Origin of the sequence: Candidatus Planktophila vernalis, from assembly GCF_002288185.1 — a bacterium.
In the GTDB taxonomy this organism is placed as follows: Bacteria; Actinomycetota; Actinomycetes; order Nanopelagicales; family Nanopelagicaceae; genus Planktophila; species Planktophila vernalis.
On sequence record NZ_CP016776.1, the window covers coordinates 709,490 to 734,651 of the forward strand.

The 25,162-nt window shown below is 47.8% G+C and carries 19 protein-coding genes and 3 rRNA genes; all 22 read right to left on the reverse strand.

From position 1 onward, the window contains the following. Complete coding sequence (locus A7sIIA15_RS03790) at positions 1 to 924, reverse strand: site-specific tyrosine recombinase (protein ID WP_095685858.1); 924 nt, start codon at positions 922 to 924, stop codon at positions 1 to 3. An 82-nt stretch (positions 925 to 1,006) separates the two neighbouring features. Beyond that, the gene (locus tag A7sIIA15_RS03795; protein ID WP_095685859.1) at positions 1,007 to 2,641 is read right to left on the reverse strand and encodes a CTP synthase; all 1,635 of its coding nucleotides are present in this window, start codon (positions 2,639 to 2,641) and stop codon (positions 1,007 to 1,009) included. Positions 2,642 to 2,667: 26 nt separating this feature from the next. Continuing rightward, complete coding sequence (recN, locus tag A7sIIA15_RS03800) at positions 2,668 to 4,395, reverse strand: DNA repair protein RecN (RefSeq protein ID WP_095685860.1); 1,728 nt, start codon at positions 4,393 to 4,395, stop codon at positions 2,668 to 2,670. After that, entirely contained in the window at positions 4,388 to 5,245 is an 858-nt protein-coding gene (locus A7sIIA15_RS03805) for an NAD kinase (RefSeq protein ID WP_095685861.1), read from the reverse strand. The genes recN and A7sIIA15_RS03805 overlap by 8 nt, the downstream gene beginning before the upstream one ends. Further along, positions 5,246 to 6,034, reverse strand: a complete 789-nt coding sequence (locus A7sIIA15_RS03810) for a TlyA family RNA methyltransferase (RefSeq protein ID WP_095685862.1) — start codon at positions 6,032 to 6,034, stop codon at positions 5,246 to 5,248. Between the two features lie 9 nt (positions 6,035 to 6,043). Next, on the reverse strand, positions 6,044 to 6,205 hold the full coding sequence (locus A7sIIA15_RS07070; RefSeq protein ID WP_190279109.1) for a hypothetical protein: 162 nt from the start codon (positions 6,203 to 6,205) through the stop codon (positions 6,044 to 6,046). Next, positions 6,202 to 6,507 (reverse strand): hypothetical protein, encoded by a 306-nt coding sequence (locus A7sIIA15_RS03815; RefSeq protein WP_095685863.1) that lies wholly within the window; start codon positions 6,505 to 6,507, stop codon positions 6,202 to 6,204. The genes A7sIIA15_RS07070 and A7sIIA15_RS03815 overlap by 4 nt, the downstream gene beginning before the upstream one ends. Positions 6,508 to 6,521: 14 nt before the next feature. Then, entirely contained in the window at positions 6,522 to 6,887 is a 366-nt protein-coding gene (locus A7sIIA15_RS03820) for a single-stranded DNA-binding protein (protein ID WP_095685864.1), read from the reverse strand. A 96-nt stretch (positions 6,888 to 6,983) separates the two neighbouring features. Next, positions 6,984 to 7,844: a tetratricopeptide repeat protein gene (locus A7sIIA15_RS03825; RefSeq protein WP_223298223.1), complete on the reverse strand. Its 861-nt coding sequence runs from the start codon at positions 7,842 to 7,844 to the stop codon at positions 6,984 to 6,986. A gap of 81 nt (positions 7,845 to 7,925) precedes the next feature. Further along, positions 7,926 to 8,042 (reverse strand): 5S ribosomal RNA (gene rrf, locus A7sIIA15_RS03830). A gap of 109 nt (positions 8,043 to 8,151) precedes the next feature. Continuing rightward, positions 8,152 to 11,245 (reverse strand): 23S ribosomal RNA (locus A7sIIA15_RS03835). Between the two features lie 312 nt (positions 11,246 to 11,557). Continuing rightward, positions 11,558 to 13,070: ribosomal RNA gene (locus A7sIIA15_RS03840) — 16S ribosomal RNA — on the reverse strand. Together the 16S, 23S and 5S rRNA genes form the textbook arrangement of a ribosomal RNA operon. A 497-nt stretch (positions 13,071 to 13,567) precedes the next feature. Then, a complete protein-coding gene (gene tyrS / locus A7sIIA15_RS03845; RefSeq protein ID WP_095685866.1) occupies positions 13,568 to 14,833 on the reverse strand; it encodes a tyrosine--tRNA ligase in 1,266 nt (421 codons plus the stop codon). Beyond that, complete coding sequence (gene argH, locus A7sIIA15_RS03850; RefSeq protein ID WP_095685867.1) at positions 14,830 to 16,257, reverse strand: argininosuccinate lyase; 1,428 nt, start codon at positions 16,255 to 16,257, stop codon at positions 14,830 to 14,832. The genes tyrS and argH overlap by 4 nt, the downstream gene beginning before the upstream one ends. Then, positions 16,258 to 16,740, reverse strand: a complete 483-nt coding sequence (locus tag A7sIIA15_RS03855) for an arginine repressor (protein ID WP_018225439.1) — start codon at positions 16,738 to 16,740, stop codon at positions 16,258 to 16,260. Then, positions 16,730 to 17,899, reverse strand: a complete 1,170-nt coding sequence (locus A7sIIA15_RS03860) for an acetylornithine transaminase (protein WP_095685868.1) — start codon at positions 17,897 to 17,899, stop codon at positions 16,730 to 16,732. The genes A7sIIA15_RS03855 and A7sIIA15_RS03860 overlap by 11 nt, the downstream gene beginning before the upstream one ends. Beyond that, positions 17,896 to 18,681: an acetylglutamate kinase gene (gene argB / locus A7sIIA15_RS03865; protein WP_095685869.1), complete on the reverse strand. Its 786-nt coding sequence runs from the start codon at positions 18,679 to 18,681 to the stop codon at positions 17,896 to 17,898. Before argB ends, A7sIIA15_RS03860 begins: the two co-directional genes overlap by 4 nt. After that, positions 18,678 to 19,820 carry a bifunctional glutamate N-acetyltransferase/amino-acid acetyltransferase ArgJ gene (gene argJ / locus A7sIIA15_RS03870; RefSeq protein WP_095685870.1) on the reverse strand — a complete coding sequence of 381 codons (1,143 nt, stop codon included), beginning with the start codon at positions 19,818 to 19,820 and terminating at the stop codon, positions 18,678 to 18,680. The genes argB and argJ overlap by 4 nt, the downstream gene beginning before the upstream one ends. Continuing rightward, positions 19,817 to 20,839, reverse strand: a complete 1,023-nt coding sequence (gene argC / locus A7sIIA15_RS03875) for an N-acetyl-gamma-glutamyl-phosphate reductase (protein WP_095685871.1) — start codon at positions 20,837 to 20,839, stop codon at positions 19,817 to 19,819. Before argC ends, argJ begins: the two co-directional genes overlap by 4 nt. Positions 20,840 to 20,886: 47 nt before the next feature. Continuing rightward, positions 20,887 to 23,343 carry a phenylalanine--tRNA ligase subunit beta gene (gene pheT / locus A7sIIA15_RS03880; protein ID WP_095685872.1) on the reverse strand — a complete coding sequence of 819 codons (2,457 nt, stop codon included), beginning with the start codon at positions 23,341 to 23,343 and terminating at the stop codon, positions 20,887 to 20,889. Next, positions 23,343 to 24,350: a phenylalanine--tRNA ligase subunit alpha gene (gene pheS / locus A7sIIA15_RS03885; protein WP_095685873.1), complete on the reverse strand. Its 1,008-nt coding sequence runs from the start codon at positions 24,348 to 24,350 to the stop codon at positions 23,343 to 23,345. The genes pheT and pheS overlap by 1 nt, the downstream gene beginning before the upstream one ends. Positions 24,351 to 24,375: 25 nt before the next feature. Continuing rightward, positions 24,376 to 25,158: a TrmH family RNA methyltransferase gene (locus A7sIIA15_RS03890; protein ID WP_095685874.1), complete on the reverse strand. Its 783-nt coding sequence runs from the start codon at positions 25,156 to 25,158 to the stop codon at positions 24,376 to 24,378. Positions 25,159 to 25,162 lie beyond the last annotated feature (4 nt).

Below are 25,162 nucleotides of genomic sequence, written 5' to 3' on the forward strand. Positions count from 1 at the left end.
CTAACCGCGTGCGCGCGGATGAGCTAGCGAATAACTCTCTCTCACTTTATCGATAGTTATAAGCGTGTATATCTGCGTTGTTGTCACCGATGCATGTCCCAAGAGTTCTTGAACCACTCGTATGTCTGCGCCGCCATCTAATAGATGTGTGGCATAAGAATGCCTAAACACGTGAGGCGAAACGTGAGCTTCGATTCCTGCATCCTTGGCCGCTCTAATCACCATATTCCAGGCGGACTGGCGAGTTAAGCGCACTCCCCTGGAGTTTAGAAAAAGCGCCGTATTAGTTTTGGAATTCTTTGCTGCAAGCATGGGGCGTATGCGGACTAAGTAATCAGTGATCGCCTTTGTTGCAAATGAACCAAGTGGAACTATTCGCTCCTTGGAACCTTTACCGCGAAGCTTTAAAGTCGTGATTTCACCATCAGCACTTTGTGCACTCGCGATATCGGCAATATTGATTCCCACTAATTCAGAGACACGAGCACCACTGCTATAGAGGAGTTCAATCATCGCTTGATCACGAAGAGTTATTGGTTCACTCTCTCTATAAGCAGCGTTGATTAAAGACATAATCTGATCGATTGTTAACGCCTTTGGTAAACGCCGCTTTGATTGACTTGGCGCCATTTCAAAAGTTGGGTTAGCTATCCCAAACTCACTCACAGCATGTTTAAAAAATGAACGAAGTGTTGAATTAATTCGACTGATGCTGGCAGGTGATGCTTGGGAAGTTTTAAGAGAAATCTCAAAATCAGCGATTACTTGGGGATCAACTTCGTCTAATGGTTTTCCGTTAAGGAAATTTTCAAACTTAACTAAATCCCTTCGATAAGCCGAGATTGTGTGCACAGACAATCCACGTTCAATCGTTAAATGATTAAGAAATGAGGTAGAAACTAAATCAAAGTTCAACGCTTGCATATCCATACGCTTTGGCTACGGCGTTTGTGCTAGCAAATCGTGACTCGTGGACCTTAACTTCTTTAGGTACTCCAACGATCATTTACTTACCTTTCGCTGCTACCGCCGCTTTGATCAATCCAACAAAGAGTGGGTGTGGCTTAGTTGGACGTGAACGTAGCTCTGGGTGAGCCTGTGTTCCTACGTAGTAAGGATGCACCTCTTGAGGCAGTTCCACAAACTCCACCAAGTCACGCTCTACAAACATGCCTGAAAAAACTAATCCAGCCTTTGAAATTTGATCACGGTAGAGATTGTTAACTTCATAACGATGACGATGACGCTCAGAAATTTCAAGTGATCCATATGTATTAGCAACAACTGATCCTTTAAGCAGATCTGATTTATAGAGACCTAAACGCATGGTGCCGCCCATGTCGCCTTCTCCTGCAACAACATGCTTTTGATCATCCATAGTTGCAATCACTGGTGTTCCAGAATCAGAGAACTCAGCAGAGATAGCATCCTTCATTCCAGCTAAGTTTCTAGCGGCTTCAATCACCATGCACTGCAAGCCTAGACACAATCCCAGAGTCGGAATCTTGTTCTCTCGTGCAAATTTGAGTGCCCCAACTTTTCCTTCAATACCGCGAATACCAAATCCACCAGGAACGACGATTGCATCTAATCCACTCAGATGCTTCTTTGCTCCTTCTGCACTTTCACACTCATCACTTGGAATCCAAACAATCTCAATCTTTGCCTCATTTGCAAAACCACCAGCGCGTAGTGCTTCAGAGACTGAGAGATAGGCATCTGGCAGATCAATATATTTTCCAACTAAACCAACGCGAACATGGTGCTTAGGGTGATGAACTTTCTGCAAGAGAGCATCCCACTCCCCCCACACAACTTCATGTCCACCAAGGTCTAGGCGCTTAACAACATAGGAATCTAAGCCTTCAGAATGCAACACCTTAGGAATATCATAGATTGATGGTGCATCCATTGCAGCTACAACTGCTTCAAGATCAACGTCACACATCAATGAAATCTTCTTCTTAACACCTATAGGAATCTCGCGATCAGAGCGCAAAACAATCGCATCAGGAGCAATACCGATACTACGAAGGGCAGCCACTGAGTGCTGTGTCGGCTTTGTCTTTAGCTCTCCTGATGGTCCGATGTATGGAACGAGGGAAATGTGTAAATAGAAAACATTATCGCGGCCAACTTCTTGGCGAATCTGGCGAATAGATTCAAGGAATGGTTGAGATTCAATATCTCCAACAGTTCCGCCCACTTCAGTGATTACTAAATCAATGTCAGGGGCAGCCATAGCGCGAATGCGCTCTTTAATCTCATTGGTGATGTGTGGAATAACTTGCACAGTCTCACCTAAATACTCACCGCGACGCTCACGAGCTATGACTCGTGAATACACCTGACCAGTAGTCACGTTAGCTGAGCCGTGCAAATTAGTATCAAGGAATCTTTCGTAGTGACCGATATCTAAATCTGTCTCAGCCCCATCATCTGTTACGAATACTTCACCGTGTTGGAATGGATTCATCGTGCCTGGGTCAACGTTGAGATAGGGATCGAGCTTTTGCATTGTCACGCGGATGCCACGAGCTACTAATAACCTGCCAAGTGATGAGGCGGTGAGTCCTTTGCCGAGTGAAGAGGCGACTCCGCCAGTTACAAATAAGTGTTTAGTCACATGAGGTTGGCCCATGGGAGACCAACCTATCATCGGTTTGGCTATCGCTTCGACAGGGGCAGTTCTAGGAGTTCGGTGGCGTGTTCACGCGCGCTTGTCGAGCTCTCCATTCCCGCCAACATGCGGGCAATCTCCTCAACGCGATCCTCTTTGACCACTTTTCGCACATTGCTTTCGGTAACAGATCCATCAGAGTTCTTCGTCACAACAAAATGTGAATCCGCCCAGGCCGCAACCTGAGGAAGATGAGTCACAACAATAACTTGCGCGTGTTGAGAAAGTGCATGCAAACGTCGACCCACTTCTATTGCTGCTTTACCGCCAACTCCAGCATCTACTTCATCAAAAACATATGTTCCGACAGGATGCGTTGCAGCAAGAACTACTTCTAGCGCTAACATGACTCGAGACATTTCACCACCACTTGCACCTTTTGCAAGTGGAACCAGTGGCCCATCTTTGTGTCCTTGAATAAGCATCGCAATCTCATCACAACCAAGGGCCGTGAAGTCAGATTCCTTTAATGCGTTGTAGTCAGCGCTCTGCACTTGGCAATGGAAAGAAGTGTGGGGCATAGATAATTGCTGAATTTCCTTAGTAACTTCTTTAGACAATTTCCCTGCATTCTCACTTCGAACACTTGTGAGAGATTTCGCGGCAGAAACAAGTTTCTTCTTTATTCCAACAAGCTCGGTCTCTAACTCCTTTAACCGCTCATCCCCACCTTCAAGATCTGCAATGGCATTCTTTGAGCTCTCAAATCGCTCGATAAGTGCAATGAGTTCGTCATCGGCAGATTGTGAACCGCCGTATTTCTTAATCAGTGAGTTCATCTCAGCTTTTCTAGCGTTCAAATAATCTAAGCGAGCAGGATCGGCCTCTAAATTAGCTATATATGAGGCGAGAACACCCTTTGCATCATCTACTAAGAAAAACGCTTCACTCACCCTTTGATAGAGCTCTTCGATTTGTGGATCTTTTGCGCGAACCGAATCCAAAGATTTCCTCGTAATTCCAAGGGTTGTCAGTGAACCTGACTCTTCTTCCTCAATAACTGATGAGGCGTTTTGGGCAGCCAATCGAAGATCCTCAACGCTAGATAAGCGACCAATCTCGTTAGAGATCTCATGTAGCTCACCGCGCTCTAATTTCAACTTGCCCATCACAGCTGCGAACTCACGCAGTTCACTTAACTGTGCATCCCTTGAATCAATGCTTTTCTTCATGGCAGTGATGCGGGACTTGAGCTCGTGATAGTTAGCTAACTCGCTTTGATAATTCACTAACGCGCTATGTAACTCTTTGCCACCAAATCTATCTAGCAACTCTCTTTGCTTGGCAGCCTTAGTCATGTTCAAGTTAGCAGCTTGTGCGTGGACTTCCACCAAGTTCTCACTTGCTGCAGCCAAGGCACTGGATGGCACAGAAATGGCATTACTTGTTGCTTTACTTTTACCATCAGCATTGACGGTTCTTGTGAGAATTAATTGCCCATCTTCAACTTGCAAACCGTGTTCTTCAAAAGAATCCTGCAAAGACTTTGGAACACTAAAGCTGCCACTGGCAACTAATCTCTCGCTTCCCTTTCGCACGAGTGAACTATCACTTTTGCCACCCAAAATGAGATTGAGCGCCGTCAAAATCATTGTCTTTCCTGCGCCGGTTTCACCAGTTAAAACAGTTAAACCCGGGGATATTTCAAGGGTGGAGTGCTCAATAACTCCAATAGAGCGAATAGATATTTCTTCTAGAAATGTGCGATCACTCACCGCGCCAGCCCTCAACGGGAAGTTTGAATTTGGCCACCAATCGATCACTAAATACAGTGTTAGTCAGATGTGCCAACTTAACAACGTGGGAATCTTTAGTGATGACAACGCGATCTCCAACGAGCAAATCAAATTTGCGCAGTGAATCAGCAGATAACACTGCTTCTTTGGATTCTACTTTCACAACAATTTCAGATTGAGGAGAAATAACAAGTGGACGTGAGAACAAGGCATGCGCCGAAATAGGCAACACAACGAGAGCATCTACTTCTGGCCACACAACAGGTCCACCAGCAGAGAATGCATAGGCAGTTGAGCCAGTTGGTGTGGAGCAGATCAATCCATCACAGCCCCAACGTGAAATAGGACGTCCGTCAATTTCAAGGAAAAGCTCAACCATCGTTGAACGCTCGCGCTCAACCGTTACTTCATTGAGCGCCCAACCTTGCGAAACAGTTTTCCCGCCTCTCTTAACGGCATACTGCAACACCATTCGTGAATCCAAAACATATTCACGCTTTGTTATTGCCGAAACAATTGCAGATAGTGGTGGTTTTTCAACTTCTGCTAAAAATCCGACATGGCCCAAGTTCACGCCCATCAATGGAATTTGCTGCTCTCTAGTGACTTCTGCAGCGCGCAACATCGTGCCATCTCCGCCCAACACAACGGCAACCTCTAACGCCGGCATGGAAGCGACATCACACTTAATTACTCCAGCAATTTCAACATCAGAGATTGTGTAGAGGGAAAAACCTCCAGCAGTAAAATCTTTGGCAAGGGCTGTGGCAGCATCAACTGCTTCCTTGCGCGAAGGATTACAGACTAGTAATAAATTTCGCTCACTCATTTATTGCGGCCCAATCGCTATCGCTTGATCTAACGCTTCATGGTTAATCTCTGGGGCTCCTCGACGTAGCCACAAGAAATATTCAACATTGCCAGCAGGTCCTGGCAGTGGACTTGCTGCAACGCCTAGGGTTCCAAGACCGACATCATAAGCAGAATCTGCCACTTCAATCACTGCAGCTTTTCTAAGAGCTGGATCGCGCACAACTCCGCCAGCTCCCAGCTTCTCACGTCCGACTTCAAACTGAGGTTTAACCATCACAACAAAATCAGCTTCCGGCTTTGAAACAGCAGCTAAAGCGGGCAGAACCAGAGTCAATGAAATAAAGGAAAGATCTGCGACAACTAAATCAATCGGATCCCCAATTACTTCACCTGTTAAATGGCGAATATTGGTGCGATCATGGACTGTTACTCGAGGATCTTGGCGAAGCTCCCATGCCAATTGCCCGTAGCCAACATCAACGGCAACAACTCGATCGGCTCCCCTGCGCAATAAAACATCAGTAAATCCGCCAGTTGAAGCTCCGGCATCTAGACAGCGTTTTCCCTCGACAACAACGCCAGTAAAGGCATCAAGTGCCCCAGCCAATTTATGGCCGCCCCGCGAGACAAAATCATCACGCTTGCCGTGAAGTTTTATTGAAGTTTCTGCATCGACCATAGTTGCCGGCTTTGATGCTGGGATTCCATTTACTAAAACTGAACGAGCCTCAATCAAATCCGATGCATGCTCGCGCGAGCGGGCTAATTCCCGGCGCACTAACTCGGCATCAAGGCGAATCTTCACGTGTCCTACTTACAACCCATCAATGGATGAAAGTGCAGTAGATAGTTTTTGGTGCAACTGTTCATAGCGATCACCATGATCATTAATCTGCATGGCATCGATCTCAACTAATTCACTGCGAACTTCTTCTACTAAATTCTCACCCTGGGTCTGTTCAGAGTTAGTTGTCATTTTTTGCTCGCTTTCTTAGTTGCAGCTTTCTTCACAGTTTTCTTGGCTGGCGCAGCTTTCTTTACAGGCTTGTTCATTTTCAAGCGCGCAACTTCCTCTTTTAGAGCTTCGAACTCTCCGCGTTTAACAAAACCCATTTTGGAAACCGAGCGTTCAACTTCATCTTCAATCTTGATCTTGATAGCCTCGCCACCTTCACGCAGCCATTGATTAACCGTGGAGGCTACTTCTGATGCGTTCTTATCCCCATCAGTTACTTTGCTCAGGTAGGTGCGAAGTGTTGAAAAAATGTCATTGGCCATACCCACAAGCCTATCTAAATTCGAGAAATCTCAACGGCTTCAACCTGCCAACGGCTTGCAAGTCCACCGGCACCGGTCCAAAAACGCCTGTGAATAGCACCTGATACTTCAACCCATTCATCGGGCTTTAAAGTCAACGCAATTCGCCGTGATTTAGCGCTCCAAGCGCCGATATCTAAGGTGTCAACACCATCGCGTCGCTCTCTAGAAACAATGAGGCGAAACTCAACGACCTTATCCCCCGACGGCAGTTCTTTCTCAATGGCCGCTGCAGAAATGCGACCTCTCAAAAGAAGATCATTAAGGGAGAAATCCTCTTCCTCTACTTCAAGTACCACGCTCTTTTTCTTACCCTTTTTCTTACCCTTTTTCTCACTCATAATTCAACTCATCTCTTCACTTAATCGGAAAGGATGATGATTACCAGAGGGTGCGACAAAAAGTTAAAGCTTAAAAGTTTTGCTGTGGGTAACTAATTACAAGCAGCGCTCAGAGGCATCAGTTGCCTCTTCGGTATCAATCTCAGCGCACTTAGCAAACCACTCTTGCGACTCTTCTTTGCGGCCAGCAGCCTCGAGAGCATCGGCATAGGCATAGCGCAATCGCACTGCCCACTCTTCTTGTTCGTTCTTGAGTTCCTTGCACGTCAATGTAACAACGGCTGCATCAAATTGACCAAGATCGCGGCGAGCACCGGAAGCGACAATGCGCATTTCAATCTCTTCAGGTTTTGCTAATCGCTTAACCTCATCAGAACCAGCCAAATTCAATGCTTTCAGAGGGTTTCCAAGACCACGTTCGCAATCAGCCATTACTGGCCACATTGAAACATCACCAGAGATTCGATGCGATGCCCGCAGTTCCTTTAGCGCAATTTCATAATGGCCTGCGCGATATGCGGCATAGCCAGCAGATTCACGGACAACAGCTAAGCGACCTGCATGGTGGGCAGCTGCAACACCATGCTTGTGGGCACGTTGTGGGTCATCTTCTGCATATAAATTCACACACGCTAAATGTCGTGCAACTACCTTTGCATTTTCTGCAGAGAGTGAAAGAAGTTCCGCGCGCAAAGACTTGTCTAACTCTTCACCAGTAATCTCATCTGGAATATCTGGTTCAAAAATTCGTGGGCGAAGACGTGATTGTTCGCGATCCATAGGTGCAGGACGCGCACCGCGAGGATCTGATCCATCACGAGTTTGGCGCGGAGCTCCGGCGCGATTAGATGATCCTCCGCGAGCAGGCAAATCTTCACGCCGGCGTGCATTATTTGGCCCCGATGGGCGCGATGAAGCAGGACGTGATGGACGTTTGTTTTTGTCTTCCATTGTCATACTCCAATCTTTGTTTATCAAAAGAAATGATAGAGAAATAAAAAAGGGGCGCTCGTTAAAGCGCCCCTTTTTATAAAAGAAGTCCGGCGACGTTCTACTCTCCCACAAGGTCACCCTTGCAGTACCATCGACGCTGAGAGGCTTAACTTCCGGGTTCGGAATGGGACCGGGTGTTTCCCTCTCGCTATGGTCGCCGAAACGCTATTGAGTTTTCGGTCTAAAATGAAAAGGGGTCAAAGCCTTTTCATTTGATCGTGGATCTCGAGACCGTATCTCGAGAGCCACACAGTGGACGCGTAGCAACTTTGTAGTTAAATCCTCGGCCTATTAGTACCGGTCAGCTCCAAGTCTTGCGACTCTTCCACTTCCGGCCTATCAACCCAGTCGTCTAGCTGGGGGCCTTACCCGGTAAACCGGTGGGAAACCTAATCTTGAAGCGAGCTTCCCGCTTAGATGCTTTCAGCGGTTATCCCTTCCGAACGTAGCTAATCGGCGGTGCTCCTGGCGGAACAACCGACACACCAGAGGTTCGTCCAACCCGGTCCTCTCGTACTAGGGTTAGGCCTTCTCAAGTTTCCTGCGCGCACAGAAGATAGGGACCGAACTGTCTCACGACGTTCTGAACCCAGCTCGCGTGCCTCTTTAATGGGCGAACAGCCCAACCCTTGGGACCTACTCCAGCCCCAGGATGAGACGAGCCGACATCGAGGTGCCAAACCTTGCCGTCGATATGGACTCTTGGGCAAGATCAGCCTGTTATCCCCGGGGTACCTTTTATCCGTTGAGCGACGGCGCTTCCACAAGCCACCGCCGGATCACTAGTTCCTGCTTTCGCACCTGCTCGACATGTCTGTCTCACAGTTAAGCTCCCTTGTGCACTTACACTCGACACCTGATTACCAACCAGGTTGAGGGAACCTTTGAGCGCCTCCGTTACTTTTTAGGAGGCGACCGCCCCAGTCAAACTACCCACCAGACACTGTCCCTGATCCGGATTACGGACCGAGGTTAGAAGTTCAAAACGATCAGAGTGGTATTTCAACGATGACTCCACAAACACTGGCGTGCCCGCTTCAAAGTCTCCCACCTATGCTACACAAACCGTTCCGAACACCAATATCAAGATATAGTAAAGGTCCCGGGGTCTTTCCGTCTTTCTGCGCGTAACGAGCATCTTTACTCGTAATGCAATTTCGCCGAGTTCACGGATGAGACAGCGCTCAAGTCGTTACGCCATTCGTGCAGGTCGGAACTTACCCGACAAGGAATTTCGCTACCTTAGGATGGTTATAGTTACCACCGCCGTTTACTGGGGCTTAAGTTCTCAGCTTCGCCTTGCGGCTAACCAGTCCCCTTAACCTTCCAGCACCGGGCAGGCGTCAGTCCGTATACATCGTATTGCTACTTCGCACGGACCTGTGTTTTTGGTAAACAGTCGCTTGAGCCTGGTCTCTGCGGCCTTCCAACGCTTCGGAAGTAAATTCCTACACGTCGAAGGGCCCCCCTTCTCCCGAAGTTACGGGGGCATTTTGCCGAGTTCCTTATCCATGATTCTCTCGATCGCCTTGGTATTCTCTACCTGACCACCTGTGTCGGTTTCGGGTACGGGCCGCAATAATTCTCGCTAGATGCTTTTCTTGACAGCATAGGATCATCCACTTCGCCTTACGGCTCGGCATCAGCTCTCAGGATATGTGTGATGCGGATTTACCTACATCACTCCCTACCACCTTACCCCGGGACAACCATCGCCCGGGTTGGACTGCCTTCCTGTGTCACACCATTGCTTAACTACTACCACACCGGTTCGAGCCATCCACCCACGCGGCTTACGCCGAACAGGATTCAGACTCTTAGCATTAGTGGATTCGTTATGGGCGAATTAAAGCGGGTACTGGAATATCAACCAGTTGTCCATCGACTACGCCTGACGGCCTCGCCTTAGGTCCCGACTTACCCTGGGCGGATTAGCCTGGCCCAGGAACCCTTGGTCTTTCGGCGGAAATGTTTCTCACACTTCTCTCGCTACTCATGTCTACATTCTCACTTGTGTAGCTTCCACGGCTGGGTTCCCCCGCCGCTTCACCAGCTACACAACGCTCTCCTACCCATCCACACTCCTGGATCTTGCGACCGGGATAATGTGTGAATGATAGAACTTCGGTGCTGTGCTTGAGCCCCGTTACATTGTCGGCGCGGAATCACTTGACCAGTGAGCTATTACGCACTCTTTTAATGGTGGCTGCTTCTAAGCCAACATCCTGGTTGTCTATGCGACTCCACATCCTTTTCCACTTAGCACAGGCTTTGGGACCTTAGTTGCTATTCTGGGTTGTTTCCCTCTCGACTATGAAGCTTATCCCCCACAGTCTCACTGCCACGCTCTCACTTACCGGCATTCGGAGTTTGGCTGATGTTGGTAAGCTTGTAGGCCCCCTCGACCATCCAGTAGCTCTACCTCCGGTAAGAAACACGTGACGCTGCACCTAAATGCATTTCGGAGAGAACCAGCTATCACGAAGTTTGATTGGCCTTTCACCCCTACACACAGTTCATCCCCTAATTTTTCAACATTAGTGGGTTCGGTCCTCCACGCGGTCTTACCCGCGCTTCAACCTGACCATGCGTAGATCACCTCGCTTCGGGTCTAGATCGTGCGACTCTGACGCCCTATTCAGACTCGCTTTCGCTACGGCTTCCCCTCGACGGGTTAACCTTGCCACACGACACTAACTCGTAGACTCATTCTTCAAAAGGCACGCTGTCACAACTTACGTCGCTCCAACGGCTTGTACGCACACGGTTTCAGATTCTATTTCACTCCCCTTACGGGGTTCTTTTCACCTTTCCCTCACGGTACTAGTCCGCTATCGGTCATCAGAGAGTATTTAGGCTTAGCGGGTGGTCCCGCCAGATTCATACCGGATTCCTCGAGTCCGGTATTACTTGGGATACCAATAAAGAGTTAATCACGTTTCAGCTACGGGGGTCTCACCCTCTGTGCCTGGCTTTCCCACGCCATTCACTTACGCAATTAATTTTTTACTCTTTGAACTAACGGCAGTCAGTTCTAACTGGTCCCACAACCCCGATACTGCAACGCCTGCCGGCTTGGCACAGTATTGGTTTGGCCTCTTCCGCGTTCGCTCGCCACTACTAACGGAATCACGGTTGTTTTCTCTTCCTGTGGGTACTGAGATGTTTCACTTCCCCACGTTCCCTTTATCTGCCCTATATATTCAGGCAGAAATAACCAGACATTACTCTGGCTGGGTTTCCCCATTCGGAAATCCTCGGATCAAAGCTCGTTTGACAGCTCCCCGAGGCTTATCGCAGCCTACTACGTCCTTCATCGGCTTCTGATGCCAAGGCATCCGCCATGTGCGCTTAATAATTTGACCACAAAGATGCTCGCGTCCACTGTGTAGTTCTCAAAATACGGGCGGTACTCAATAAAGCCTTGAAGACCTTTTCGATACATCGAATGGTTTCTTCGCCTTATTAAGTCCAGAGGTTTGGCCTTTTCAGCCGTCCCCTCAGGACCCAACAACGTGCCGAGTTGATTTCTTAAACAGAGCCAAGTTTCCACTGTCGGCAATAAAGACGACTTGTACTAATGGATGAAAAATATAAAAACCTAAGTCAATGCTCCACTTATGAGCTCACCTGCTTATTGCTGAAACCTTTGTCCAGCGCATGTGATTGCTCCTTAGAAAGGAGGTGATCCAGCCGCACCTTCCGGTACGGCTACCTTGTTACGACTTCGTCCCAATCACCGATCCCACCTTCGGCAGCTCCCCCCTTACGGTTGGGCCACTGACTTCGGGTGTTACCGACTTTCGTGACGTGACGGGCGGTGTGTACAAGCCCCGGGAACGTATTCACCGTAGCGTTGCTGATCTACGATTACTAGCAACTCCGACTTCATGGGGTCGAGTTGCAGACCCCAATCCGAACTGAGACTGGCTTTATCGGATTCGCTCCACCTTGCGGTATCGCAGCCGTTTGTACCAGCCATTGTAGCATGCGTGCAGCCCAAGACATAAGGGGCATGATGATTTGACGTCATCCCCACCTTCCTCCGAGTTAACCCCGGCAGTCTCCTGTGAGTCCCCAACTAAATGCTGGCAACACAGAACGAGGGTTGCGCTCGTTGCGGGACTTAACCCAACATCTCACGACACGAGCTGACGACAACCATGCACCACCTGTATACAGACCTTGCGGCTATGGAATTTCTGCCATATTCCTGTATATGTCAAGCCTTGGTAAGGTTCTTCGCGTTGCGTCGAATTAAGCCGCATGCTCCGCTGCTTGTGCGGGGCCCCGTCAATTCCTTTGAGTTTTAATCTTGCGATCGTACTCCCCAGGCGGGGCACTTAATGCGTTAGCTGCGTCGCAGAAACCGTGGAAGGTTCCCACAACTAGTGCCCACCGTTTACGGCGTGGACTACCAGGGTATCTAATCCTGTTCGCTCCCCACGCTTTCGCTCCTCAGTGTCAGTAATGGCCCAGAGACCTGCCTTCGCCATTGGTGTTCCTCCTGATATCTGCGCATTCCACCGCTACACCAGGAATTCCAGTCTCCCCTACCACACTCTAGCTCGCCCGTATCGAATGCAGGTCTGGGGTTAAGCCCCAGATTTTCACATCCGACGTGACGAACCACCTACGAGCTCTTTACGCCCAATAATTCCGGACAACGCTTGCACCCTATGTATTACCGCGGCTGCTGGCACATAGTTAGCCGGTGCTTCTTCTGCAAGTACCGTCACTTTCGCTTCTTCCTTGCTGAAAGCGGTTTACAACCCGAAGGCCTTCATCCCGCACGCGGCGTCGCTGGGTCAGAGTTCCCTCCATTGCCCAATATTCCCCACTGCTGCCTCCCGTAGGAGTCTGGGCCGTGTCTCAGTCCCAGTGTGGCCGGTCGCCCTCTCAGGCCGGCTACCCGTCGTCGCCTTGGTGAGCCATTACCTCACCAACAAGCTGATAGGCCGCGAGGTCATCTTCAACCGAAAAACTTTCCAGACCCGCAGATGCCTGCAGGTCTCGTATCCGGTATTAGCCCCGGTTTCCCGGAGTTATCCCAGTGTTGAAGGCAGATTCCTCACGTGTTCCTCACCCGTTCGCCGCTAATCCTTCCCCGAAGGGATCTCATCGCTCGACTTGCATGTGTAAAGCACGCCGCCAGCGTTCGTCCTGAGCCAGGATCAAACTCTCCATAGAAAGTTTTATCTGGCGTACAGACAAACAAACTAACGTTTATTTTGTCTTATTACCAAAGGAAATCAACGGGTATAACTTTTAACGGTCATACCTCATTGAAGTATTTATTTGCCGTGGATATCTATCAAAGCAGTGTAAAACACTGGTTTTTTGCTATTAAAAGCATGACAAATAGAGCCACATATTGGCATTGACTTATTAGCACGCTGTTGAGTTCTCAAGGTACGGATGCGCACTGAGTCCCAGGATTTCTCCTGTTTTTCAGGGCAGACCGCCAAACCTAGTGCATACACGCAGGCGCGGTCAAACCGCGCTCAATGAAGCTCTAGATTTGGGAATCAATGCTGTTCGGCCTCAATCGTCCGTTTCACAGCAAGAGGGAAACTATAACCCCCAGGTCCAAGGGGGTCAAATCGGGCTTTTCGGAGCTTTTCGACCACTTCTTACACATCAAAAAACGTTGGCCCGCTAGCGTTTTGGGCCAAAAAGGGCGATTTTTATATCAGCTCCACAGCGGCTAAATCTCGCTTGCCTTTTCGCAAAACCGCATATTTACCGCATAAAAAGTCAGATTTTTGAGGTGCAAAATCTTCTCCGGAGATCTTTTCATTATTGAGATATGCGCCACCTTCTTTAACAATGCGGCGCGCTGCAGATTTAGAGTCAACAACACCAGTTGCTGCTAAGAGATCAACCCATGTTGGAATTGCATCATTTTTCGACACAGTCGTGCGAGGTAGTTCAGCAAGTGCGCCTGCCAATGTTTCTTCATCAAGTTCTGTGAGATCTCCTTGACCAAATAACGCCTTTGCAGCTGCTTCTACCCGATCAGTTGTAGCTTGTGAGTGCACAAGTGCAGTTAATTCACGGGCAAGGGCGCGATGGGCTTCACGCAAACCAGGGTTTTCTTTATGTGCATTTTCCAGAGCGGCAATTTCCTCATGAGATTTGAAAGAAAAGACCTTAAGAAAGTTGATGACATCTTTATCGTCAGTATTTAACCAGTACTGGAAGAAAGCATAAGGAGAAGTCATAGCAGGATCTAGCCAGACTGATCCCCCAGCTGTTTTACCAAACTTAGTTCCATCAGCTTTGGTCAAAAGTGGCACGGTGAGTGCATGACCGCTTCCCTGCTCAACGCGGCGAATCAAATCTAGGCCAGCAACGATGTTGCCCCACTGATCTGAACCGCCTAATTGCAATGTGCAATTATTGCGACGATAGAGTTCCAAGAAGTCATAGGACTGCAAAACTTGGTAAGAAAATTCTGTGTATGAAATTCCACCAGCTTCCAATCTTGTAGAAACTGAATCTTTAGAGAGCATTTGGTTCACGCTAAAATGCTTGCCAATATCGCGCAAAAACTCAATTGCACTTAGGGGTGAAGTCCAATCAAGATTGTTAACAACAATGGCCTTGTTTTTAGCTTCGCTAAAATCTAGAAATGCAGAGACTTGTGTGCGAATACGATTGACCCAGCCCTCAACGATTTCAGTACTGTTGAGTGTGCGCTCTTCATTCTTACCGCTGGGATCTCCCACTAATCCCGTAGCACCGCCGACTAGAGCGATTGGTGTGTGACCGGCTAATTGGAAGCGGCGTAGAACTAGAAGAACCACGAGATTGCCCACGTGTAGTGATGGCGCAGTTGGATCAAAGCCCACATACAAAGTGATGGGTTTTTTCAACGATTCAAGCAGAGCCGCCTCATCAGTGGACTGGGCTAATAGCCCGCGCCAGCGTAGATCTTCTAGAAGGTTCATGAACCCATCATCTCTGAAAAGGCCTTGGCTTTGTCGGCTATTTTCTTAGATTGCGTCGCATTTTCTTTAAGCGCGCTCTTAATTTGCTCGGCCACTAACGCCGGCGCTGTTCCTCCAGCAGTTGTCCGTGAACTCAAAGCTCCGGCCACGTTTAGCACGTCTCTGACTCCCCCGTCTAGAGAAGGATGGATAGTTTTAAACTCATCATCGCTAAGTTCATGCAATTGACGTGAACTCTTTTCACACAACGCAACACATTTTCCTGCAGATTCATGAGCAGTAGCAAAAGGAACATTCTTTCGAACCAAATAATCAGCAATCTCTGTAGCAAGGGAGAAACCAGTTGGTGCTGCCAGTGCCATCTTTTTTCGATCAAAATCGGTAGTTGCAACCATGCCAGTAATTGCTGGCAACGTTAAGAGCAAAGTATCAATGCTGTCAAAGAGAGGTTCTTTATCTTCTTGCAGATCGCGGTTATATGCAAAAGGCAATCCCTTAAGCATTGTCATGACTGAGACCAGATTGCCAATCAGTCGACCTGATTTGCCTCGTGCAAGCTCTGCCATGTCTGGATTCTTCTTCTGAGGCATAATCGATGAACCCGTTGAGTACTCATCTGCAACTTTGGCCCAGGCAAACTCTGTTGATGCCCACAACGTCCACTCTTCACCGATACGAGATAAGTGCAAACCTATTGTTGCGCAAATAAACAGCGCCTCTGCAACATAATCACGATCACTGACGGCATCAATGCTGTTAGCAAAACTAGAATCAAAACCAAGCTCTTTTGCAGTGCGCTCTGGATTCAATGGAAGTGAAGATCCTGCAAGAGCGCCTGCCCCAAGAGAGCTCACCGATGTGCGCTTTAACCAGTCGTTAATGCGATCGAGATCTCTTGCAAAAGCATGTGCGTGCTTTGCTAATTCATGTCCAAAGGAAACGGGCTGTGCATGTTGAATGTGAGTAAAACCTGGAGCACTGTCGTTGACATACTCATTGGCCTTGTTCAAAATTGCGGTATTCAACGCGGTAACCAATGAAGCAACTTCCAACATGTGATCGATGGCAAAGAGACGTAGATCAGTTGTGACTTGATCATTGCGAGAGCGCCCAGCACGAAGTGCTCCCCCAACTGCGCCCAGCTTGGCAGTTAGCCCACGCTCCAAAGCGCTATGAACATCTTCATCGCCAGGCTGCGCCAAAAATGAGCCCTTTGACACCTCAACTGCTAATTCTTTGAGAGCACCGCGAATAGCTGCTGCATCATCTTTTGCTACTAACTTGCTAGATTCCAAAACAGATAAGTGAGCCAGGGATGAGCGAATGTCATACGGGGCTAAACGCCAGTCAAAGTGGGCACTGCGAGAGAGTGCAAAGACAGCATCGGCTGGGCCATTACTAAAGCGTGCACCCCAGAGCGCCATTTACTTTCTCCCATTCTTAGTTGCTGCGTAAGCGAGTAATTCTTTCGCTAATTGCGCTCCACCTGTTGCTTTCTTGGACACAAGGATAATCGTGTCGTCTCCTGCAATCGTGCCAATAACACCTGTGAGATTGGCGTGGTCAAGTGAACTAGCAACAAACTGCGCCGCCCCTGGTGGTGTGTGAATCACGGCCAAGTTGGCACTGTGATCCACGGAGAGAATTAACTTTGATGGAACAGGATTGATACGAGAAAGAGCATCATCAGAGGACTCTCTAATTTGGTAGACAGATTCACCATCTCGACCACGACCACGAACCGCACCAATTTCTTCGAGATCTCTACTAGCCGTTGCCTGAGTAACTCGATATCCACTTTTTTTGAGTGCCACGACCAAATCAGACTGTGAGTGAATAACTCCAGATTGAATCAGCGCAATGGCCTTTGCTCTGCGCGCAGAAACATTCGTTGCATTACTTGCCATCACTGATCACCTTTCTAAAGATAGAAACAAATTTCACCAGTTGTGCCTGAGTAACAATGAGGGCAGGTGCTATTCGAATCGTTGATTCATTAGCAGCATTGACCAAAACTCCAGCCTTAGCCATCTTGGCCGCAAACTCTTTTGCAGTAGGTGTATCCAACTCAATTCCAATGAGCAATCCAGCTCCGCGCACTTCCTTCACACCCTTAACCATCGCTAACTCTGTCAAGAGATATTCATGATGAAGGACTGTCTTTTCAATAAGCTTCTCTTTATCAATCACTGCAATGGCTGCAAGACCTGCAGCAGTAGTAACTGGGTTGCCACCAAATGTTGTGCCGTGATCTCCGGCCTCAAAAAGTGATGCTGCTTTCCCTAGTGCGATCATTGCCCCTAATGGCAATCCCCCACCTAATCCCTTAGCCAAAGTAATCACATCAGGCTTTATCCCTGAGTACTCATATCCAAACCAATCACCCGTGCGACCCATACCTGTTTGCACAGCATCAATTACTAACAACACACCATATCTATCGCAGAGTTCTCTCACCTGTGACAAGTAATCAACCGGTGGAATTATCACTCCGGCTTCTCCCATGATTGGCTCCAGAATCACCATTGCAGTCTTTCTTGAAATAGCACGGCGCATTGCTTCGATGTCGCCAAATGCAACGTGTTTAACACCTTTCACCAAGGGCAAAAATGGTTCGCGCTTTGCAGGTTGTCCTGTTAGTGAAAGTGCACCCATTGTTCTACCGTGAAAAGCACCTTGCGCAGCAATGATTCGGTTGCGACCTGTTCGACGAGAAAGCTTTAATGCTGCCTCATTAGCTTCAGCGCCAGATTGGCAAAAGAAAACACGTGCACTCTTATCGCCCGTCATTTCAACTAACTTTGCAGCTAACGTTAAAGCGTTGGGATGGGCATAGAAATTACTCACATGACTTAACTGTGCAATCTGCTTGCTAACAGCCTTCACAATAGCCGGATGTGCATGTCCCAAGATACTTGTTGCAATTCCGCCTAAGAAATCTAAGTACTGCTTTCCATCGGCATCAGTAACGACTATGCCTTTACCCTTTACAAGAGCAATGGATGGGACACCATAATTATTCTGTGTTGTGCTCTTCCACTGCTTTATGAGATCTGTGTTTTTCATGCGATCACCAACGTTCCACCTTTGCTCAGTAGTGCATCCGCAAAGCTGTTTGGATCCGTGCCGTCAATAATTCGAACGGCTTTAGCACCACTGGCAACTGCATCTAGTGCGGCTTGAACTTTAGGTGCCATGCCTTCAGCGAACCCCGCTTTAATGGCGTTGAGCTCATCTGATGAAATAGATTCAATCAAAGATGAAGTATCTGGCCAACTACGATAAATGCCAGCAACATCAGTCATAACGATGAGTGCAGAAGCATCTAACGCTCCAGCAATAGCTGCGGCAGCTAAATCAGCATTGACATTCAATCCACCAGAGCCGCCTTCATCACTACTAATGGGTGCAACGACTGGAACTACTCCCTTACTGACTAATTCTTTAAGCGCCGAAACATCGACCCTGACAACATCACCCACGCTCCCAAGATCGGCATTACTTCCATCTACTAATGTTGTTTTCTTTCTCGCGATCAGAGTGGGAAGTGTGCGTCCGGATAGTGCTTGAGCCTTAATTCCACCCTTAATAAGAGTTTGTGCAACCTTTGGGCCGACTTCATTAGCTAGAACTGTCTCAACAACTTCAAAAATCTCTGGTGTTGTGAAGCGAAAGCCACCAACGAATGAACTTTCAATTCCCTTAGCTTTCAACGCCGCATCAATTTGAGGTCCGCCGCCGTGCACAACCACAACGGATTCACCTGTCGCTTGAGCAGCTGCAATTGCCTGGGCAAAAGCGCCGTTTTCATCCTTCATGGCATGCCCACCGAATTTAACGACGATCATGTTGAATACGCCGAGTTCTCATGAACATAGTCATGTGAGAGATCGTTAGTCATCACAGTTGCACTAGCTTTGCCAACCTTTAGATCTATGACTATTTCTACCAGACGGTTACTGAAATCAACTTTGCTCTTATCGGCATCCGGTGCGCTGTTAGAACAAACTTGAACACCATTGAGGGCAACATCAATCGTTAGCGGATCCATGTGGGCATCTGCTGTGCCAACGGCAGCTAACACTCTGCCCCAGTTTGGATCTCCACCAAAGATTGCTGCCTTGAGTAAGTTGTTGCGAGCACACGCTCTTCCTACTTCAACGGCGTCCTTTTCACTCACTGCATTGTTGACCGTAATCGCAACTGATTTGGTAGAGCCTTCTGCATCTTCAATGAGTTGCGCCGCAAGTGAACCACAAACTTTCATTAACAGATCTTCCAACTCTGAATCAGAAAGTGTCTGCCCTGACGCACCTGATGCCATAAAGAGCACTGTGTCATTAGTTGATGTACAACCATCTGAATCAATTCGGTTATAAGTTCGATCCGTTACTTGTGCAAATATCTCGGCAGCATTTGAACCCACAAGCCCATCTGTCATAACAACCGAAAGCATTGTTGCTAAAGCTGGAGCTAACATTCCGGCACCCTTGGCAATACCTGCTACTTCAACTTTGCCTAGGCTGGCTTGTGCAATCTTTGGTACTGAATCCGTTGTCATAATGGCTTGTGCGCACTCCTGCAGTGATTCAGATTTGAGCTCTGATGCAATTGATCTAATGCCACTTTCAATCTTTGTCATGGGTAGTAATTCACCAATAAGGCCAGTTGAACAAACAACCACTTCACCCGATGAAACTTCTAGTAAATCCCCTACCAACTCTGCAGTTGCATGAGTGTCAGCAAATCCTTGCGGTCCTGTGCAGGCATTGGCCCCGCCGGAGTTGAGCACAACTGCTCTAACGATCTGATCTTTAACTACCTGCTTGCTCCAGATGACCGGTGCTGCGATTACTTTGTTTGATGTGAATACCGCCGTACCGAAAAAGGTAGGTCCAGTGTTCTCAATCAGTGTTAAATCAAGTGCCCCTGTGCTTTTTAAGCCTGCAACACATGCAGCACCAACAAAGCCTTGAGGTAGTTTCATGCGCCTAAACCATCAGTTGATAGACCAGAACCTTCATGAAAACCAGTAATGATGTTTGCATTTTGTATTGCCTGACTTGCTGCGCCTTTTCCTAAATTATCCAAGGCAACACTGATTACTAGACGGTTGGTGTGTTCATCAACGGCAACCTGCATTTGAACCTTGTTGGAACCTGTAACACCGCCTGTCTTAGGCATCTGACTCAGTGGCAACACATCTACGAAATACTCTCCCGCATAGTGCTTTGTAAAAAGGTCGTGTGCTTCTTTTGAATTCATGGGCTTGTTCAACTTGGCAGTAATGGTTGCCAGAATGCCACGGGGCATTGGTGCAAGTATTGGCGTGAAAGAGATTTTCACCGGCTTTTTTGCAATAGCTGACACAGCCTGCTCAATCTCTGGTGTGTGTTGATGCACTCCGCCGAACTTATATGAAGTCAGAGAGCCCATCACTTCACTTGCAATCAAATTAATCTTGGCGCTTCGACCCGCCCCAGTTGTTCCAGATGCCGCAACTACAACAACATCGCTAACATCTACATGATTAACTGCGGGTGCTATCCCTAAAGTAATTGCCGTTGCATAGCAACCAGGATTGGCGATTTTGCTTTCCTTCGCTATAGCTTGACGTTGTCCCGCGCTAAGTTCAGGTAGGCCATAGACCCAAGCTCCGGCATGGACTCCCCCATAGTATTTCTCCCAGGCAGAAGCATCTTCTAATCTGTAATCGGCACCTAGGTCCACGATCTTTGTCGTAGATGGAATCTTTGCAATGAGTGAGGCTGATTCACCATGAGGCAGCGCGATAAAGACGAGTTCGATATCTGAAAAATCTATCTCTGAAACAGCTAAAAACTTCTCACCATTGTGAGTTGTTAAGTGTGGATGGACGGATGTGACTAGCTCACCAGCATTCGAGTGAGCACTAATAGCCGTGACTTGAAAATGTGGATGCACTGCCAGTAGACGAAGGAGTTCTCCCCCGGCATACCCGCTTGCACCAATGACCGCTGTTTTCATGGTCCTAGGATATCTTCTAGTCGATATTTATGCAAACACCTGCATATTTATGCGGTGCGAACTACTGCTCCGCATTTCTTGGCTGCCACAGCTGTAGCTGCCTCACGCATGGCTGAGACCTCATCGCCAGTTAGCGTGCGATCAGGTGCTCTAAAGACCAAAGTGAAAGCTAGAGAGATCTTGCCATCGCCGATCTTGTCGTAGCGATCAAAAAGAGAGATGGACTCAAGTAAGTCTCCAGCACCCTCTGTAAGGGCTGCCTGAACTTCAGCAGCCGTTACTTTCTCATCAACAATTAACGCCACATCTTGCAACGCTGCAGGCATTGTTCCTACACGTGTTGGACGTACGAGAGATGAATCTGGAAGAGCGCTTAACCCAACAGCAAATGCAACACTTCGCTCAGGTAACCCGTATTTAGCAATAATTCGTGGGTGAATCTCTCCCGCATGTGCCACTGCTTTGCCATCAACGATTAATTCTGCGCATCGTCCTGGATGCCACGGTGCAAAATCAGAGCGCTTGATACTCCACTCCAGATTACACAGCGCCAAAATATCTTGGGCATATTCAATGGCATCGTGCCATGTGTATGCACGCGCTTTCCCTTGCCAATTCTCATTCTCTACTTTGCCTACAAGCAAACCAGCCACGTGATAAGCCTGTGGTGGAACGGAAGCAAAAATCTCTTCAATAACCTTTTGACTTGGTCGCTTGGACAAGTCAGGTGAAATTGCGGGGACTAATTTCTGAGCACTTCGGAAAATGGATCCCATCTCAAAGATTGCAAAATCTTTTGCCCCGCGGCTGATATTGCGCTGTGCAACCTCAATTAACCCCGGAACTAAATGCACGCGCATCAATGGGAACTCTTCAGACATTGGGTTAGCAATTGCATAGGTTGAAGCACGTTCGCCGACAAAGCCCATCGCATCAATAGTTTCTTGGTTTGTGAATGGAAAAGTTTGAACTTCAGCTAAACCACGACTTGCAAGCATTGTCGCAACGGCTCTGCGACGCTTTTGAGTTGGGGTGAGCGATGCGTGCAATGGACGAGGAGGCAAAATGGATGGAATCTTGTCGTAGCCAATCATGCGGGCGACTTCTTCGGTGAAATCCGCTGCCGTTAGTAAATCCGCACGCCACGATGGAGGATCAATGGTGAAGCTCTTCTCATCAACATCGCAACCAATTACACGTAGAAGCTCGGCAACCTTTGCAGGTGGCACATCAAAACCCAGGGTCTTTGAAACATAAGAAGAATCAATAGTTACCAAGGGTGCATAGATGGGCTCGCCATCAACCACTGTTGCCACATGCTTGGCTGAACTGTGAGCGGTAAGCAGTTGGACAAAACGCGCTGATGCGAATTCGGCCAATGAAGGATCTACGCTTCGTTCAAAACGTCGCGATGCTTCAGATGAAAGTTTGTGACGACGAGAGTTCTTAGCGATGCATACCTCACAGAAGTGAACCGCTTCCAATGCGATATCGGTTGTTGTTTCTGTAATTTCAGAAGACAAACCTCCCATTGTTCCGGCAAGAGCTAACGGTTGTTCATCATCACATACCATCAAATCTTCAGGATCTAATGTGCGCTCTACACCGTCCAGAGTTCTAAATTTTTGTGCCTTGCCGGCGCGCTTGATCGTAAGTCCGCCCTTAATCTTTGCTTTATCAAAAGCATGCAAAGGCTGTCCAAGTTCGAGCATTACATAATTTGTAACATCGACAACTAAGGAAATTGAACGCATACCCATTTTTTCGATGCGTCGGCGCATCCAGATCGGTGTTGTTGCTTTTGGATCAAAATTAGACAAGGTGCGCAAGTAAAAAACAGATGCAGGGTGACCTTCTGCAATCTTTGCCGATACACCCTTGCCAGTCTCCTCAAACTTCAATGTTCGCAGTGCCTCAACAGGATCAGTGAACTTCAACCCCAATGAGCCTGCAACCTCACGTGCTATTCCTCGAATGCTCAATGCATAACCGCGATCTGGATTAACTGCCACATCAAAGATCACATCGTTAATCTGCAAGCCCTCGATTGCATCGGCACCAATTTTCACATCGGCCTCTGAGAAAACCATGATGCCAGCATGCTCATCACTAATACCTAATTCGCGAGCAGAGCAGATCATTCCATTAGAAGTTTTGCCGTAAGTCTCACGGGCACTAATTGCAAAATTACCAGGCAACACAGCCCCCGGAAGAGCTGCAACAATCATGTCCCCCACTGCAAAGTTGGTGGCACCACAAATGACATAGCGAGTTTCTTTTTCCCCACAATCAATACCCACATAGCGGATTGGCTTCTTATGCTCAGTTAACTCTTCAATCGAGAGCACCTTTGCAAACTTAAGTGGGCCAGTTAAATCAGCGCCTTGGTAGATGATTTCTTCAACTTCAAAGCCAACTCGAATAAGGCCGTCAGAGATCTCATCTGCACTTACCTTTGCTGGAATATCAACAAACTCTTTAATCCACGATAGAGGTGCGCGCATTAGAGTCCCACCCCGAACTGGCGCGTGAAGCGCAGATCTCCTTCAACGATGTCATGCATATCTGTAATGCCATGTCGCACCATCAAGGTTCGCTCTAATCCCATTCCAAAAGCAAAGCCACTGTAGACATCGGTATCTATCCCGCAACTTTGCAGAACCTTTGGGTTGACCATTCCACAACCGCCCCATTCAATCCAGCGATTGTTAAAGAATATGTCGACCTCAGCACTTGGTTCAGTGAATGGGAAAAATGATGGGCGAAGTCGAGTTGTCACATCAGGACCAAACATATGACGGGCAAAGTTATCCAGCGTGCCTTTGAGGTGGGCCATCGTGATGCCCTTATCAACAACTAAACCTTCAACCTGATGGAAAACTGGGCTGTGTGTTGCATCAAGTTCATCTGCTCTAAATGTTCGCCCAGGACAGATGACATAAATAGGTGGAGTCTGAGTCAGCATCGTGCGAATTTGAACAGGTGATGTGTGAGTACGCAGCACCATTCCTGATTCAACTGGCTCAACAAAAAATGTGTCCTGCATTGTGCGAGCCGGATGATCTGCAGGAATATTGAGCGCATCAAAGTTCAACCACCCTGATTCAAGCTCTGGGCCTTCAGCCACTGCATAACCATGCTCAATAAAGAAATCTGAGACTTCATTTTTGATAATCGAAATCGGATGTAGTCCCCCGCGATGTCTGCGATTAACGGGCAAAGTAATATCGACAACTTCTTCTAGCAAAACCTTCTTATCGCGCTCGGCCTCAAGTTTTTCTGTTGCCGTAGCAAGTGCTTGTGCAATTGCGGCTTTCGCATCCCCAATAATTTTGCCAAAGCTAGCTTTTTCATCCGGCGACAAAGATCCAAGTCCTCGTGAAGCAAGAGAGATAGGTGCCTTATCTCCAGCATGGGCTAAACGAGCAGCCTTAAGAGAATCTAAATCTGTAGCGGCGCTAAAGGCTGCTTGGGCATCTTTAACCCATTGTGAGACATCTTCTTGGCGCATAGAGCGAACTCTATCCTGTGAGAGTTTAGGAAGATGGGATATTTGCTAGGTGATACATAACAATGGTTGCCGCCGCTGAAAGATTCAGGCTTTCGGCATTACCAGGCATCGATATTTTGACTTGTTCAATAGACGATACGCCTTGGGCAGTTGCTAATCCCCTGGCCTCATTGCCAAATATTGCTACACAATCCTTAGTGATCTTGAGATCCTTGAGTGATTTTTGTCCTTCTGCTGCCAAAGTGAAAGCTTGAACGCCAAGAGCTAGAACCGTAGATAGCTCTATGTTTTCAAATACAGGTGTGTGCCAGAGTGAACCGGCAGTACTACGAACAACTTTCGGAGAATACAAATCCACACTTCCTGGAGATGTAATCACGGCATCTATTCCAAAAGCATCAGCAGAGCGAATGATTGTTCCAGCATTACCTGGATCTTGGATCTCTGAGAGATAAACAAATTTACGTGTGCCATTGAGAGTGATTGACTCTAATGAATTACTTGGGATAGAACATACGGCCAGAATTCCTTGTGGCGTAATCGTCTCTGACATCGCCTTCATAACGTCATCACTTACTTCAATGACATTAAAGCCGCCTAAATCAGAAATCTGTTCTACTTTAATTCGCCCACTTGGTGTGACATATAAAGTTTCAATACGTGGACCGGTCGTAGCCACCATTGCCTCACGAGCACATTGCAAACCTTCTGCAACAAAGAGTCCTGAAGATTTACGTTCTTTTGTACCCCTAGAACCAATTAGAGCCTTAACTCGCGCTATATGTGGCGAGTTAAGGCTCTCAATCATTGGG

Coding starts and splice junctions, on each gene's coding strand:
- argH (WP_095685867.1), bottom strand. CDS start 16,257: ATGGCGCTCTGGGGTGCACGCTTTAGTAATGGCCCAGCCGATGCTGTC.
- argC (WP_095685871.1), bottom strand. CDS start 20,839: ATGAAAACAGCGGTCATTGGTGCAAGCGGGTATGCCGGGGGAGAACTC.
- argB (WP_095685869.1), bottom strand. CDS start 18,681: ATGATCGTCGTTAAATTCGGTGGGCATGCCATGAAGGATGAAAACGGC.
- A7sIIA15_RS03825 (WP_223298223.1), bottom strand. CDS start 7,844: ATGACAATGGAAGACAAAAACAAACGTCCATCACGTCCTGCTTCATCG.
- tyrS (WP_095685866.1), bottom strand. CDS start 14,833: ATGAACCTTCTAGAAGATCTACGCTGGCGCGGGCTATTAGCCCAGTCC.
- A7sIIA15_RS03795 (WP_095685859.1), bottom strand. CDS start 2,641: ATGGGCCAACCTCATGTGACTAAACACTTATTTGTAACTGGCGGAGTC.
- pheT (WP_095685872.1), bottom strand. CDS start 23,343: ATGCGCGCACCTCTATCGTGGATTAAAGAGTTTGTTGATATTCCAGCA.
- A7sIIA15_RS03855 (WP_018225439.1), bottom strand. CDS start 16,740: ATGGCAAGTAATGCAACGAATGTTTCTGCGCGCAGAGCAAAGGCCATT.
- A7sIIA15_RS03805 (WP_095685861.1), bottom strand. CDS start 5,245: ATGAGTGAGCGAAATTTATTACTAGTCTGTAATCCTTCGCGCAAGGAA.
- A7sIIA15_RS03890 (WP_095685874.1), bottom strand. CDS start 25,158: ATGATTGAGAGCCTTAACTCGCCACATATAGCGCGAGTTAAGGCTCTA.
- A7sIIA15_RS03820 (WP_095685864.1), bottom strand. CDS start 6,887: ATGAGTGAGAAAAAGGGTAAGAAAAAGGGTAAGAAAAAGAGCGTGGTA.
- A7sIIA15_RS03860 (WP_095685868.1), bottom strand. CDS start 17,899: ATGAAAAACACAGATCTCATAAAGCAGTGGAAGAGCACAACACAGAAT.
- pheS (WP_095685873.1), bottom strand. CDS start 24,350: ATGCGCCAAGAAGATGTCTCACAATGGGTTAAAGATGCCCAAGCAGCC.
- A7sIIA15_RS07070 (WP_190279109.1), bottom strand. CDS start 6,205: ATGACAACTAACTCTGAACAGACCCAGGGTGAGAATTTAGTAGAAGAA.
- argJ (WP_095685870.1), bottom strand. CDS start 19,820: ATGAAACTACCTCAAGGCTTTGTTGGTGCTGCATGTGTTGCAGGCTTA.
- A7sIIA15_RS03790 (WP_095685858.1), bottom strand. CDS start 924: ATGCAAGCGTTGAACTTTGATTTAGTTTCTACCTCATTTCTTAATCAT.
- A7sIIA15_RS03815 (WP_095685863.1), bottom strand. CDS start 6,507: ATGGCCAATGACATTTTTTCAACACTTCGCACCTACCTGAGCAAAGTA.